10 protein-coding genes are annotated in these 14,730 nt (G+C 64.8%); 3 read left to right on the top strand and 7 right to left on the bottom strand.

Annotated features, from left to right (window positions below):
- Positions 1-2 precede the first annotated feature (2 nt).
- The 6 genes from VC212_RS15500 to VC212_RS15475 all read right to left on the bottom strand — a co-directional run bounded on the left by VC212_RS15500 (position 3) and on the right by VC212_RS15475 (position 8,777).
- Positions 3-1,589, bottom strand: a complete 1,587-nt coding sequence (locus tag VC212_RS15500) for an MDR family MFS transporter (RefSeq protein ID WP_055851832.1) — start codon at positions 1,587-1,589, stop codon at positions 3-5.
- Entirely contained in the window at positions 1,586-2,788 is a 1,203-nt protein-coding gene (locus VC212_RS15495; protein ID WP_055851830.1) for an HlyD family secretion protein, read from the bottom strand. The genes VC212_RS15500 and VC212_RS15495 overlap by 4 nt, the downstream gene beginning before the upstream one ends.
- 331 nt (positions 2,789-3,119) lie before the next feature.
- Positions 3,120-4,235, bottom strand: a complete 1,116-nt coding sequence (locus tag VC212_RS15490; RefSeq protein WP_323526284.1) for a polyamine ABC transporter substrate-binding protein — start codon at positions 4,233-4,235, stop codon at positions 3,120-3,122.
- A 217-nt stretch (positions 4,236-4,452) separates the two neighbouring features.
- A complete protein-coding gene (locus VC212_RS15485) occupies positions 4,453-5,820 on the bottom strand; it encodes an aspartate aminotransferase family protein (RefSeq protein WP_323526283.1) in 1,368 nt (455 codons plus the stop codon).
- Between the two features lie 809 nt (positions 5,821-6,629).
- Positions 6,630-8,015 (bottom strand): glutamine synthetase family protein, encoded by a 1,386-nt coding sequence (locus tag VC212_RS15480; RefSeq protein WP_055851821.1) that lies wholly within the window; start codon positions 8,013-8,015, stop codon positions 6,630-6,632.
- Positions 8,016-8,021: 6 nt separating this feature from the next.
- Positions 8,022-8,777, bottom strand: a complete 756-nt coding sequence (locus tag VC212_RS15475) for a gamma-glutamyl-gamma-aminobutyrate hydrolase family protein (RefSeq protein WP_323526282.1) — start codon at positions 8,775-8,777, stop codon at positions 8,022-8,024.
- Positions 8,778-8,924: 147 nt separating this feature from the next.
- Between VC212_RS15475 and VC212_RS15470 the strand changes: the two genes are divergently transcribed.
- The 3 genes from VC212_RS15470 (at position 8,925) to VC212_RS15460 (ending at position 13,019) form a co-directional block, all read left to right on the top strand.
- Positions 8,925-10,304: a glutamine synthetase family protein gene (locus VC212_RS15470; RefSeq protein ID WP_323526281.1), complete on the top strand. Its 1,380-nt coding sequence runs from the start codon at positions 8,925-8,927 to the stop codon at positions 10,302-10,304.
- Positions 10,304-11,620, top strand: a complete 1,317-nt coding sequence (locus VC212_RS15465; protein ID WP_323526280.1) for an FAD-binding oxidoreductase — start codon at positions 10,304-10,306, stop codon at positions 11,618-11,620. The genes VC212_RS15470 and VC212_RS15465 overlap by 1 nt, the downstream gene beginning before the upstream one ends.
- Positions 11,621-11,720: 100 nt before the next feature.
- Complete coding sequence (locus VC212_RS15460) at positions 11,721-13,019, top strand: diguanylate cyclase (RefSeq protein WP_311238642.1); 1,299 nt, start codon at positions 11,721-11,723, stop codon at positions 13,017-13,019.
- Positions 13,020-13,180: 161 nt separating this feature from the next.
- On the opposite strand, the gene VC212_RS15455 is transcribed toward VC212_RS15460, so the two are convergent.
- Positions 13,181-14,461, bottom strand: a complete 1,281-nt coding sequence (locus tag VC212_RS15455) for an MFS transporter (RefSeq protein WP_323526279.1) — start codon at positions 14,459-14,461, stop codon at positions 13,181-13,183.
- Between the last annotated feature and the right edge of the window lie 269 nt (positions 14,462-14,730).

The raw sequence follows: 14,730 nt of genomic DNA, 5'->3' as shown, positions 1-14,730 counted from the left end.
AATCAGTGCATTGCAAGGTGCGCCCCCTTGGGTAACGGTTTGAGCAAAAAAGCCAGCGGAATCGTGCAGACCACGATCACGCCGAAGATCCAGAACAGATCGCTGTAGGTCATCACCAACGCCTGCTGTTGCACCAGTCGCGCCAACTGCGCGATCGAGCGGATGGCCGCCTCGCCACCGGCGCTGCCCTGCATCTGCGCGCTCAGGCCAGCCAGAAAGTCCTGCGCGCGCGTCGCATTGGCGGTGATCGCGCTACCGATGGTTTCGGTGTGGAAGGTCATGCGGCGCTCCTGGAAGGTGGAGATCAGCGCCAACCCGACCGATCCGCCCAGGTTGCGGCCGGCATTGAACAGGCCCGATGCATCGCCGGCCAGCTCCGGCGGCACCGAAGAGATGGCCGCCTGATTGAGCGACATCATCGCCAACGCCAACCCGCAGCCTTGCAGCAACTGCCCGGCGACGAAATGCGTGCCGACGGTGTCGGCGGTCAGCGACAGGTTGACGAAACACGCCGCGGCAAAACAGATCAGCCCGGCGATCACCAGGATGCGCACGTCCACGATGTCCAGCAGCTTGGGCATCATCGGCATCAGCAGCACGGTGGGCAGGCCGGACAGCAGCAGCACGTAACCGGCCTGCTCCGTGTTGTAGCCGGAGATCACCGCCAGAAACTGCGGAATCATGTACATCACGCCGAACAGGATCATGCCCACCGCCATGATCATGATGAACACCGCGCCGAAACTGCGATGCAGCAGCAGCGATAGACGGATCACCGGCGCGCGCTTGCGGAACTGGCCGACCACCAGGGCGATAAAGCCGCTCAAGGCGATCAGGCTCAGCGTGTTGATTTCGCTGGATTCGAACCAGCGTTCGCGCTGGCCTTCTTCGAGCACGACGGTAAGCCCGCCCAAGCCCGCAGTCAGGCCGTAGATGCCCAGCCAATCGGCATTGAGCAGGCCCGCCCAATCGGCCTTTTCATGCTTGAGCCCCAGCAGCAGCAACGCCACCAGGCCGACGCAGATCGGCACGTTGATGAAAAACGCGTAATGCCAGCTGACGTTTTCGGTCAGCCAGCCACCGAGCAGCGGGCCGATCACCGGGCCCATGATCACGGTCATGCCGAACAAGGCGGTGCCCATGGTCTGCTGGCTGGGCGGCAGCCGTGTCGCAACGATGGTCAGCGCGGTGGGAATCAGCGCACCGCCAGCCAGGCCCTGCCCGACCCGGCCGATGATCATCATCGTCAACGAGGTCGACAACCCGCACACCACCGAAAACGCGGTGAACATCACCGCGCAGATCAGCAGGAAGTTGCGCAGCCCCAAGGTGCGCACGAACCAGCCGGTCAGCGGGATCATGATGATCTCGGCGACCAGATACGCGGTGGAAATCCAGGTGCCTTCGGTGCCGCTGGCGCCGACCTCGCCCTGGATGGTGGGCAGCGCAGCGTTGACGATGGAGATATCCAGCGTCGCCATGAACGAGCCGATGGTGCCGGCCAGCACCGCCAGCCAGGCGCCCGGCTCGGCCTTCTCGCGAGTCGCGCTGCCGCCGGCACTCGGGCCGGTGGCTGCCGCTGCACTCACTGCGCGCGCTCCTGCTCCTGCACGCGGTCGGATTCTTTTTCGGCACGCTCCTTGGCGTCCTTGGCCGAGCGCGTGTCTACCGTCACTTCCACCGACATGCCTGGCACCAGCACCTTGCGCGCCTCTTCGCCGGCCAACACACGGATACGCACGGGCAAGCGCTGCACCACCTTGGTGAAGTTGCCGGTGGCGTTTTCCGGTGGCAACAGCGCGAACTGCGAGCCGGTCCCGGGCGACAGGCTTTCGACCTTGCCGTGCAGCTTCACCCCGGACAGCGCGTCGACCTCGATCTCGGCCGGCTGGCCGGGACGCATCAGGCCGACCTGGGTTTCCTTGAAGTTGGCGATCAGGTACAGCGATTCCTGCGGCACGATGGTCATGGTGCGGGTGCCGGCGGCCAGGAACTGCCCCACCTGCACGGTCTTGTCGCCGACGCGGCCGTGGATCCGGCTGGTCAGGCGCGTGTCTTCCACCGCGATGCGGGCCTGATCGGCGTCGGCGGTGGCCTGCTTCACCCCGGCCTGGGCCTGCTCCAGTTGCGCCGTGCTGGCCTGGATCTGGCTCTGCGCCCCTTTGGCCTGCGCCTGGGCCGCGTCGTACTGGGCGCGGGCGCGCGCAAGCTCGTGCTGCAGGCTTTCCTGGTGCTCGTGGGTGTCGGCGCCGGACGCCGCCAGCGGCGCGAAGCGCTTCACTTCGGCCTGGGCGAAGGTGAGGCTGGCAGCGGCAGCAGTGACCTGGGTACGTGCCTGCACCAGCGCCGATTCCTGCGCAGAGACATTGGCCGTGGCCGCAGCGATATCGGCCTGGCGCGCGGCAATCGCGGCCTCGGCCTGCTGCAGGGTTGCCTGGTAAGTGCGGTCGTCGATCTGCAGCAGCGGCTGGCCGGCGTCCACGATCTGGTTGTCGCCCACCATCACCTTGGTCACATAGCCGCTGACGCGCGGCGCCACCGCCACCGAATCGGCCTGCAGATAGGCGTTATTGGTGTCCTGCATGTAGCGGCCCTTGATCAGGTAATAGGCCAGCCAGACCACCAGCAAGACCAGCACCAGCACGCCCACCAGGATCAGCGTCCACTTGACCTTGGGGTTCTTCAACGGCGAAGGCTTCTGCTCCTGGTCGTCGTGCGCGTCGGCGCCCTGCGCATCCGCGGTCTGGCTGCGGCCATCGTTGGACGGGTGGTCTGCTTGGTTGCTCAAAGGAAGCGTCCTGTAGGTCGTGGGCGATGCGCGCAGCGGCATGCCGCATCAGCGGCACGGCGAAAGCGGCGGAACCATACAATTATTTGAACTCGTCGGTACAGGTTGCGTGATGAGGCCAGTCAGCTGGGGCTGAGGCTGGCCGGACGCGCGGTACCGCTCGGTTGGCAAGTGTCGGGCAGCCGCGTGCCGCACCCAAGCGTGCGCTCGCGACGCGATGCCGGTGCGCCAGCTGCACGCTGCCGCGACCAGATTTGCAGTGTCTCAGCCAATGATTGGCGTTTGATAAGGATGCGGCGGCCTGCGCCGCATCAGCGCCTGACGCCACGGCTCAGCGGCCGGTCTTGATCTCGGTCCACAGCCGCGTGTACAGGCGATCGACGTCTGGCGAGTTGATCGCGTAGGTGAACATCTTGGCGGTCACTTCTGGCGGCGGGTAGATGGTGGGGTCGTTGCGGATCGCCGCATCCACCAGCGGCGTGGCGGTGCGCACCGGGTTGGCGTAGTGAATGAAGTTGCTGTTGGCCGCGGCCACCTCCGGCTTCAACAGGTAATTGATAAAGGCGTAGGCGTTGTCAGCATGCTTGGCGTCCTTGGGGATGGCCAGCATGTCGAACCATTGCGGCGCGCCCTCCTTCGGAATGGCGTAGGCCACGTTGACGTTGTTGCCGGCCTCTTTGGCACGGTCGCGCGCCTGGATGATGTCGCCCGACCAACCCACCGCCAGACAGGTATTGCCATTGGCCAGCGAGGTGACGTACTGGCTGGAGTGGAAGTTCTGTACGTACGGGCGGATGGTCTTGATCAGCGCGGCAGCCTTCTCGATCTCGGCCGGCACGCTGCTGTGCGGATCCAGGCCCAGATAATTCAGCGCGATCGGGATCATGTCCGAGGGCGTGTCCAGAATGGTGACGCCGCAGTCCTTGAGCTTGGACAGATTCTCCGGCTTGAACACCAGATCCCAGCTGTTGGCGACATCGGTACTGCCGAAGATCGCCTTGAGCTTGTCGACGTTGTAGCCGATGCCGGTGGTGCCGATCATGTACGGCACGCCATAGGCGTTGTTCGGGTCCTGCGCGGCGATGCGGCGCATGACGTCCGGATCCAGATTGACCAGATTCGGGATCTTGCTCTTGTCCAACGGCAGGAACACACCGGCCTGGATCTGCCGGCCGAAGAAGTTGAGCGTGGGCACTACCACGTCGTAATCGCTGCCGCCGGCCAGCAACTTGGTTTCCACCATCTCGTCGCTATCGAACACGTCGTAGGTGACCTTGATACCGGTGCTTTTTTCGAACGCGGGAATCGTGTCTTCGGCGATGTAGTCGGAGTAGTTGTAGACGTTCAGCACCTTGGCCTGCGCATCGGCCTTGCCCGGCGCGCCACCGCCGCCACAGCTGGACAACAGGGTGATGGACAGGGTCAGGGCGAGCAGTCGCAGCGTCATGTGGGTCTCCAGGGCAGCGCGGTGGGAGCGGCCCGGCATCGCGGCCGGTCTGCGCCCAGCCTACCCACCGCGTCCGGGTTTGCACAGCGGGAGGTGCGTGGACCGGGGTTCGCGGTTTGACGCGCTGAAGCGTCGGGATTGGCGAAGGTCGGCCGCGGCGGTGGCGCTTGCTGCGCTGTGGCTGCGCGGCTCTGCGGCCGGAGGCCTGCCGCCGCGCTTACTTGCCCAACGCCTGCGCGGTGTCGTCCAACGCCGCCCAGGCCTTGTCGAACAGCTCGTCGACCTGCTCGCAGGTGATGATCAACGGCGGCGACAGCAGCATTGCATCGTAGGTGGCGCGCAGGATCAGACCGCGCCGTAGCGCGAAGTCGCGGCACATCGCACCAACCCGCCCGCGCCCGGGGAAATACCGGCCGCGCTGGCGCTTGTCCGGCACCAGCTCCAGCGCGCCGACCAAGCCCGCGATCCGCGCCTCGCCGACCAGCCGATGCGCGCCCAACTCGGCCCAGCGCTGCGCCAGATACGGCGCAATCTGCGTGCGTGCTGTATCCACGATGCCTTCGTCCTGCAGCAGACGCAGATTCTCCAGCGCCACCGCCGCGCACACCGGATGCCCGGCATAGGTACCGCCATGCGCCAGCTCGCCGCCCTGCTGCTTGAGCACCCCGGCCACGCGATCGCTGAACATCGCCGCCGCCAGCGGGATGTAACCGGAAGTGATGCCCTTGGCCAGCGTCATCACATCGGGCTGAAAGCCGAAGTAATCCGCCCCGAACCATTCCCCGGTACGCCCGAATCCGCAAATCACCTCGTCAGCCACCAGCAGCACGTCGTAGTGCCGGCAGATACGCTGGATTTCCGGCCAATAACTGCGCGGCGGGATATAGACACCGATCGCCCCCATGATGGGTTCGCCGATGAAGGCCGCCACGTTTTCCGGCCCAAGTTCGAGAATCCTGGCTTCCAGACGGCGCGCGGCTAGCAGCCCGTATTCGTCCGGCGCCATGTCCCCGCCATCGCCGAAATGATTGGGCGGCTCGATATGCACGATGCCCGGTATCGGCAACCCACCCTGCTTGTGCATGCCCTGCATGCCACCCAGGCTGGCACCGGCCATGGTGGTGCCGTGATAGCCATTGTGGCGACCGATGAAGACGTGTTTTTGCGGCTGCCCCTGCACCGCCCAGAAATGCCGCACCAGGCGCAGGATGGTGTCGTTGGCCTCCGACCCGGAATTGGCGAAGAACGCATGATTCAAATCGCCGGGCGTCAGTTCCGCGAGCTTGGCGGCCAGGTGGATGGTGGGCTCGGTGGTGCACTGAAAAAAGCTGTTGTAGTACGCCAGCTGCTCCATCTGCCGCGCCGCCGCCTGCGCCAGCTCGGTACGTCCATAGCCCACATTGACGCACCACAACCCACCGAACGCATCCAGCAACTTGTTGCCATCGGCATCCCACACATACACGCCCTCACCGCGCGTCAGGATGCGCGTGCCCTTGCCCGCCAGCACCGCGTTGTCGTTGAACGGATGCAGATGATGCGCGGCATCGAGCTGCTGCAGCGACCTGAGCACAGAAGGATCCACGACCTGCTCCACGCATGAGGAACCTCGAGCATACCCACGCCTTGTTGCCGCACCGTGGACGGCATTGCAGATTGCCCTGCGAATCGCTGGCACATCCGCCAGACGGCTTGGCCGCGAGAACTAGCGCTGCCACCAACACCGCACCCTCATCCGCCCTTCGGGCACCTTCTCCCGATGGGAGAAGGGAACGCCTTGCTGCGTGCGCGGTCTGCGCATTTCCTTCGCGGCGCCGGCCTCCTGCCAAGCACCAGCTGGCTTCCGCATGACATCGCTACACCTTGATGCGCTGACCTGCGCAGCGCTTTGCTTTGCTTTGATTTGATCTGCCTAGCTTCGCTTTGTTTCCCCTAGCTCCGCCTTGCTTTGTTTCGCCTTGCTTTGTTTCGCCTTGCTTTGCTTCAGCTTTGATTGCCTTGCTTCGCTTGCGCTTTCCGGGGCCCCATACCGCAGCGGCAAGGCCGGCAGATACAACCCGCAGGGCGGCGCGCATGGATGCGCGACGTTTTTGTAAGGGACACGGATGTCCCTTACAAAAATTTCTGCCGGACTTGCGCACCCGTAGCGCCTATGGCGCGGAGGGCGCGAGGACGGGGTGTGCTTTCTTTTTGGTTACTTTTTCTTTGCACAAGCAAAGAAAAAGTGACTCGCGCCCGGAGGGCGTGAAAGCCCTGCTCTGTTTTGAAGCTTTTAGAGGCACTGAAGTAAACAAGCCAAGCTTCAACACCGCCTGACACCGCACCCTCATCCGCCCTGCGGGCACCTTCTCCCGACGGGAGAAGGGAGCGTGCAGCAACACTCATCCGACCCCATCACACATTCAACAACAAAAACTCCCGCTCCCACGAACTGATCACCCGAAAGAACGTCTCATATTCTTTACGCTTCACCGAGATATAGGCCCGCACAAACCGACGCCCCAACATCTCCTGCAACGCCTCGCATTTTTCCAACCCATCCAGCGCCTCACCCAACGAGCGCGGCAAATCGTAGCCCTGCTCCTTGCCGTTACTGCTGATCGGCGCGGTCGGCTCCAGCTTTTCGCGGATGCCCAATAACCCGCACGCCAATGTCGCCGCCATCGCTAGATACGGATTGGCATCGGAGCCGGCAAACCGGCTTTCCACCCGCATGTTTTGTGGTGCATCGATCGGCACCCGCAACCCGCAGGTGCGGTTGTCGAAGCCCCACAACACATTGCTTGGCGACACCTCGCCGAACATCAGTCGCCGGTACGAATTGACGTTAGGCGCCAGCAGCCCCATCGCCATCGGAATGTATTTCTGCAGCCCGCCCAGATAATGCGCAAAGGTGTCGCTGAACCCGCCCTCGCGCTTGCCGCTGAACACGTTCTTGCCGGTGCCGGCATGCAACAGGCTCTGGTGGATATGCATCGCACTGCCGGGCTCGGTTTCCATCGGCTTGGCCAGAAATGTCGCATACACCCCATGCCGCAACGCCGCCTCGCGCATGGTGCGCTTGAACAGGAACACCTGGTCGGCGCGCGATAAGGCGTCGGCGTGGGTGAAGTTGACTTCCAGCTGCGCGGCGCCGGATTCGTGGATCAAGGTATCCACGTCCAGCTCCATCGCATCGCAATAGTCGTACATCAGATCCAGGATCGGGTCGAACTCGTTCACCGCATCGATCGAATACGACTGCCGCGCGGTTTCCGGGCGACCGGAGCGCCCGGCCGGCGGCAGCAACGGGAAGTCGGGATCGGTGTTCTTCTGCACCAGAAAGAACTCCAGCTCCGGCGCCACCACCGGCTGCAATTTGACCTCGGCGTAGGCCTCCAGCACGCGACGCAGCACATTGCGCGGCGCCAGTTCGTGCGGCTGGCCGTCCTTGGTGTAGCAATCGTGGATGACCTGCGCGGTGGGGTCGGCGGCCCACGGCACCATGCGCACGGTGGACGCGTCCGGGCGCAGATGCATGTCAGAATCCGACGGCGAGGTCAGTGCGTAATAGTCGTCAGGAAAGTCGCCGGTGACCGTGGTGGCGAAGATGCCTTCGGGCAACCGCGTGCCGTAATCGTGCGAAAACTTGTCGGCCGGAATGATCTTGCCGCGCGCATTGCCGGTGATGTCCGGCACCAGGCATTCGACCTCGGTGATGTGGCGGTCCTTGAGCCAGCGGCGCAATGCACTCTCCGGCTGCTTGGGCGTGGATTTACGCGAACGTGTGCGGATCGACATACAACCTCACTGACCGCGCTGAGCGGCGTAACGGCGACAGGCCTCGCCGAAGGACTGAAAGATGGCACGGTAGAACGGATGCTGTGTGACACGCCATTCCGGATGCCATTGCACGGCGAGTAAAAACCCGGGTCCCGGGCCGCGAAAGGCTTCGATCAAGCCATCCGGGGCGGTCGCTTCGACCAGCAGGCCATTGGCCAGCGTGGCGATGCCCTGCCCGTGCAATGAGTTGACCCACACCTCGGCCGAGTCGCTCATGCCAGACAGCCAACCGCCGGGCTGCAACCGCAGCGGATGCGCTGGGCCGTATTGCACGTCCAGCGGCGCGTTACGGTCTTCGCGATGATCGGCCAGACCGGGCACCGCATGCACGCGTTGATGCAGGCGTCCACCGAGCGCGACATTGACCTCCTGCAGGCCACGACAGATCGCCAGCACCGGCAGACCGCGCGCAAGCGCCTGCGGGATCAATCCCAAGCTAGTGGCATCGCGCGCCGCATCGTGCGGGTTGCCCTCCCAACTCGATTCGTCGCTGTAGTGGTGCGGTTCGATATTGCTGACCGCCCCGGTGAGCAACACGCCGTCCAACCGATCCAGCCACACGCCGGCCTCCAGGCTGGGCTGCAGACTCGGCAGCAGCACCGGCATGGCACCGGCCGCGTCCACAACCGCACGGATGTATTTTTCGCCGGCCGCCAGAAACGGATGCGGCCCTTGCGCGATGCGATCGGTCGGCAATCCGACCAGTGGTACGACAGCCATGCAGACATCCCGATGCGGTGCGTTGAACGGCAGATGCGCTCGAACTTACCGCGCCACCGCCGCCATTGCCACCGCTGTACCGTTGCCTGATCGCAAACGATCACGCCTGCTTTGCTAGGCTGGGCGGCGACTTCGCAGGTGGTGCCCATGGCTTCCGAGAACTCCGTCGCATCGCTGCCCGCTGCCGATGCCGCCACCCTGGCGCGTATCGCCGGCTGCCACTCCGTCGACCTGTTATTGCCCGACACCAACGGTGTGTTGCGCGGCAAGCGCGTCACTGCCGATGCGCTGCACAAGGTCTACCGCGATGGCGTATGCCTGCCGATGTCGCTGATCGCCACCGACATCACCGGCAACACCGTGGAAGAAACCGGGCTTGGCTATGCCATCGGCGATGCCGACCGCATCTGCCGGCCGATCGAGGGCTCGCTGCGCCCGGTACCGTGGGCGCCGCAACCGATGGCGCAGCTGCTGCTGGCGATGCATACCCCGGACGGCAGCCTGTTCGAGGTCGCGCCACGCGCGGTGTTGCAGCGGGTGTTGCACGGCTTTGCCGCACTCGGGCTGACCCCGGTGGTGGCGGTGGAGCTGGAGTTCTACCTATTCGATGCGGTGCCCGATGCGCAAGGGCGCCCGCAGACCCCGCGCGACCCGGTCACCGGCATCCGCAGCGACAGCACCCAGGTGTACGCATTGCAGGACCTGGACGATCACCGTGGTTTTACCGATGCGGTCACCGCTGCATGCCACCAGCAAGGCATCCCGGCCGACACCGCCGTGGCCGAGTACGCACCGGGCCAGTTCGAAATCAACCTGCAACATCGCGCCGATGCGCTGGCCGCCTGCGACGAGGCGATCCTGCTCAAACGCACCATCAAGGCCATCGCGCAGCAGCAGCGCATGCTGGCGAGCTTCATGGCCAAGCCGTTCCCCGGCCAGGCCGGCAGTGGCTTGCATCTGCATGTGAGCCTGCTCGATGCCGACGGGCACAACGTGCTGGCCGGCGAGGCCGAGATGCCCACCGACCGCCTGCGCCACGCCATCGCCGGGCTGCAGCGGCATGCGGACGCATCGCTGCTGTTGTTCGCGCCGCACGCCAACAGCTACCGACGCTTCGTCAGCAACGCCTTCGTGCCGCTGGATGCCAGCTGGGGCTTCAACAACCGCACTGTGGCGCTGCGCATCCCGCACAGCGATGCCCGCAACACGCGCATCGAACATCGCATTGCCGGCGCCGATGCCAACCCGTATCTGGCCGCGGCCGCGGTGCTGGCGGCTATGCTCGACGGCCTGCAGCAGCCCGCCGAACCCACGCCGCCGATCACCGGCAATGCCTATGCGCAAGGAATCTTCCAACCACGCACCTGGCAGGGCGCGATCGATGCGTTTGTGTCCAGCGACTTTATCGGCGCCCAGCTAGGCACGCAGTTTCAGCATGTGTTCGGGCAACAGAAACAACGCGAGCTGCTCGATTACCAGGCGCTGGTGCCGGACATCGATTACGCCCGGTACCTGCGGACCGTGTGATGGGCAGCCCGGCCACCGCGCTGCCGCACGCCGACACCGCGGAGGGCGGCTACCCGGACAGCTGGTACACGCGCAGCGCGCCTGCCCTGCCCGCGCAACCGCGCCTGCGCGGCGCCGAACGCGCCGATGTCTGCATTCTCGGCGCCGGTTACACCGGACTGACTGCGGCGCTCGCGCTGGCCGAAGCCGGCTACCGGGTCGTCGTGCTGGAGGCCCGGCGCATCGGCTGGGGCGCATCCGGTCGCAACGGCGGCCAGGCCATCGTCGGCTACGGCTGCGAACAGGAGACGCTGGAAGCATTGGTCGGCGATAAAGATGCGCGCCTGTTGTTCGACTTCTCGCGCGACGGCATGCGCCTGCTACGCCAGCGGATCGAACGCCATGCCATTGCCTGCGACTGGCGCGATGGTCATGCGCATGTCCCGCTCAAGCCGCGCCAGGTGCGGGCGCTGCAGCACGGCATCGTGCGCATGGCGCAGCGCTACGACTACCCGCTGGAGTGGTGGGACCGCGCCCGCACCCGCCAGGTGCTCGACAGCCCACTGTATCTGGGTGCGATGTTCGACCCCGCCAGCGGCCATCTGCATCCGCTGGCCTATGCATTCGGCCTGGCGCGAGCGGTACTGGCGGCTGGCGTACGCATCTTCGAAGACTCGGCGGTGACCCGCCTGGACCCTGGCGCGCAGGTCACGATGCACACGGCCGATGGCAGCGTGACCGCAGACTTCGGCGTGATTGCCGGCAATGCCTTGCTGCACGGCATCGCCGCGCCGCTGGAGCAGCGCATCATGCCGGTCGGCACCTACGTGGGTGCCACCCCGCCGCTGGGCCAGGCGCGCGCACGCGCGCTGATCGGCAACGACATGGCGGTGGCCGACACCAATTGGGCGCTGGATTATTACCGGCTCAGCGCCGATCACCGGCTGCTGTTCGGCGGGCGCGCCAGCTATTCGTCGCGCCCGCCGCCGGGCCTGAATCGCTTGATGACGCAGCGCATGCACACGGTGTTTCCGCAGTTGCGCGACGTGCCGCTGGAGACCGTCTGGGGCGGCTACGTGGACATCTCCCGCAACCGCGCGCCGCACTGGGGCCGGCTCGCGCCGACTGTGTATTTCGCGCAGGGCTTCTCCGGCCACGGTGTGGCAGCCACCGGTCTGGCCGGCCAGGTGATCGCCGAGGCCATCGCAGGCCAGAGCCAGCGGCTGGACGTGTTTGCGCGTATCCCGCACCGCCCGTTTCCCGGCGGGCAGCGGCTGCGCACCCCGCTGCTGGTGGCGGCCATGAGCTGGTACCGGCTGCGCGACGCGTTGTGGTGACCGCACCCTCAGGTCCATCGCGCAAGCTGCAACGCAGCGCTCAAGTTTTGGCGAGCAGAGCCGTTAGCTGATCTGACGGTTCGATCCACACGGCCAGCCGATGTCCCCAGGTACCCTACATCGCAATAGTGAAAGCGCAGTTCTGCCGCAACGCGTGTTGCTGGTGGAGAACTCGCGCACGTTCACCAGCATGCTGCGCGCAGCCATCGAGCAACGCGTGGAACTGCCGGTCACGGTCGTTTCGACCCTGGCCGAAGCGGCGCGCGTGCTCGACGAAGAAGATGGCTGGTTCCTGGTCCTGACCGGCCTGGTGCTGGTCGACGGCGACCGCGACAAGGTCGTGGAGTTCTTCCTCTCGCGCAACCTGCCGACCGTGGTGGTCAGCGGCGTGTACGACGAGGATCTGCGCCAGCGCGTACTGCAGCAGCAGATCATCGATTACGTACTCAAGAACGCACCGGGCAGCATCGAGTATCTGGCCTGGTTGGTGCAGCGCCTGGAGCGCAATCGTCGCATCGGTGCGTTGGTGGTGGACGATTCGTTGTCTGCTCGTACCTACGCCGCCGCACTGCTGTCGATGTACGGCTACCGCGTGGTGCTGGCCGCTGACGGTGCCGCCGGACTGGAAGCAATCGAACGCGACCCCGACATCCGCCTGACCATCGTCGATCAGGAAATGCCCGGCATGGAAGGCGTGGAATTCACCCGCCGGCTGCGTGCGTTGCGCTCGCGCGACAAGGTCGCGGTGATCGGCATCTCCGGCAACAGCGACTCGTCGCTGATCCCGCGCTTCTTGAAGAACGGCGCCAACGACTTCCTGCGCAAGCCCTTCTCGCGCGAAGAATTCTTCTGCCGCGTCTCGCAGAACGTGGACCAGCTGGAATTGATCGGCACGCTGCAGGATCTAGCCACACGCGATTTCCTCACCGGCCTGCCCAATCGGCGTTACTTCCTGGAACAAAGCCAGCGCGTGATCCCGCAGTTGCTGTCGCAGGACCAGACGGTGACCGCGGCCATGCTGGATATCGATCACTTCAAACACATCAACGACACCTGGGGCCACGAAGCCGGTGACCAGGCGCTCCGCGCGGTGGCCGCATCGGTCTCCGGGCATGCACGTCCGCAGGATCTGGTGGCGCGTTTCGGTGGCGAAGAATTCTGCCTGCTGGTGCCGGGGCTGGATGCAGCCAACGCCACCAGCTACTTCGAAACCCTGCGCGAACGCATCAGCGCACTACGCGTGCGCGTCGGCGACGACACGCTGAGCATGACGGTAAGCATCGGCGTGTGCATCGCGACCGAAAGCGATCAATCGCTGCATCACCTGTTGAACGAAGCCGACAAATATCTGTACCTGGCCAAGGCCGGCGGCCGCAACCAGGTACGCTTGGCGGTCTGAGCGCCGCACGCTTGCACCAACACGACGGCCGGCCAGGACGCACCTCAAAGCGCGTCTTTCTCTAGCTCCCGTAGGAGCGCACCCGGGCGCGAAGGCTCCTTACCGATAGCACCTCTGCGCGCACCAGCCCGCGCCTACGGCAGTCGCGTATCCAACAGCATCTATCGACGCGATCGCCGCACCATCGTCAGCGCGAGCAAACTCAACACCGCGGCGCCGCCCAGGTAGTAACCCACCGCTTGCACCCCGTAGCGCGCCGCCAATTGCGTGGCCACATACGGCGCCGGGGCCGCACCCAGGATGCTGGCCAGATTGAACGACAGCGACGCGCCGGTATAGCGCACCTCGGTGGGATACAACTCCGCCAGCAAGGTGCCGCAAGGGCCGTAGGTCAGCCCCATGAAGAAGAAGCCCAGCCCGAGAAAAGTGAGCACCTGCAACGGGTGATCGGCCTGGAACAACGGCGCAAACGCCAGTCCGAAAGCAACGATGGCGATGCTGGCCAGCATCATCGCCAACGGTGCGCCATGCCGATCGCCAAACTTGGCCGACAACGGGATGCCCAGCGCAAAGAACACGATCCCGGCCATCTGCAATAGCAGGAATTGTTCCTTGTCGTAGCCCAGCGTCTTGGTGCCATAGCCCAATGCGAACACGGTCATCAGATAGAACAACACGAAGGTGGCAAACGCACCCAGCGTGCCGATGATCAACGCCGGCCAATGCTGCGAGATCACGGTGCCCAGCGGCAGCCGTACCCGCGTCTGACGATCCAGGGTTTTCTGAAAGTCCGGTGTTTCGGTAATGCTCAGGCGTACCCACAGCCCGGTCAGCACCAACAAGGCGCTGGCCAGAAACGGCACCCGCCAGCCCCATTGCATGAAAGCCGCATCGTCCAGCAATGCGCCCATGCCAAGGAAGGTGCCGGTGGACAGCAAAAAGCCCAGCGGCGCACCCAGCTGCGGAAACATGCCGTACCACACGCGCTTGCCCGGCGGTGCGTTCTCGGTGGCCAACAGCACGGCGCCGCCCCACTCGCCACCCAGGCCCAGCCCTTGACCGAACCGGCACAGCGCCAGCAGCAATGGGGCCCACACTCCGATCTGCGCATAGCCGGGCAATAGACCAATGGCGACCGTGGATAAGCCCATCGTCAGCAACGCCGCCACCAGCGTGGCCTTGCGGCCGACCCGATCGCCGAAGTGGCCGAAGACCGCCGAGCCCACCGGTCGCGCGATGAAGGCAACCGCAAAGGTCGCCAACGACTGCAGCATCGCCGCACTGCCATCGCCGGCCGGAAAGAACAACATCGGGAACACCAGCACCGCAGCGGTGGCGTAGATATAGAAATCGAAGAACTCGATGGTGGTGCCGATCAGGCTGGCAAACAGCACGCGCGCAGGCGAATTGACGGGCGTGGCGAGTGGCACGGCGGCAGTCATCGTGGGTCGCTGTCCAAAAGGAGATAGCGCATTCTCGCAGACTGCGCCTTTCCTTGCCGCGGGCTTGCTGCAGTTGTGGTGGTGAGAGGCCCACCTTCCCCCACCGCATGCGTTCGATCGTCACGCGGATCAGAAACGCTCTCGAATGGACACAAATGTTCGGAAAGACGCATTCATGGCAGAACCGCATCGAACTAGCATACAAGTCGATTCAATCGATTCAGCCATTTCATATTTCAACGGCGAAAGGCTCAGCTCCATCCAGCCGG

The organism is Xanthomonas sp. WHRI 8932A (assembly GCF_035012785.1).
Taxonomy (GTDB): domain Bacteria; phylum Pseudomonadota; class Gammaproteobacteria; order Xanthomonadales; family Xanthomonadaceae; genus Xanthomonas.
Note: the sequence above shows the minus strand (reverse complement) of the source record. Positions and strands in the feature narration are given on the sequence as shown.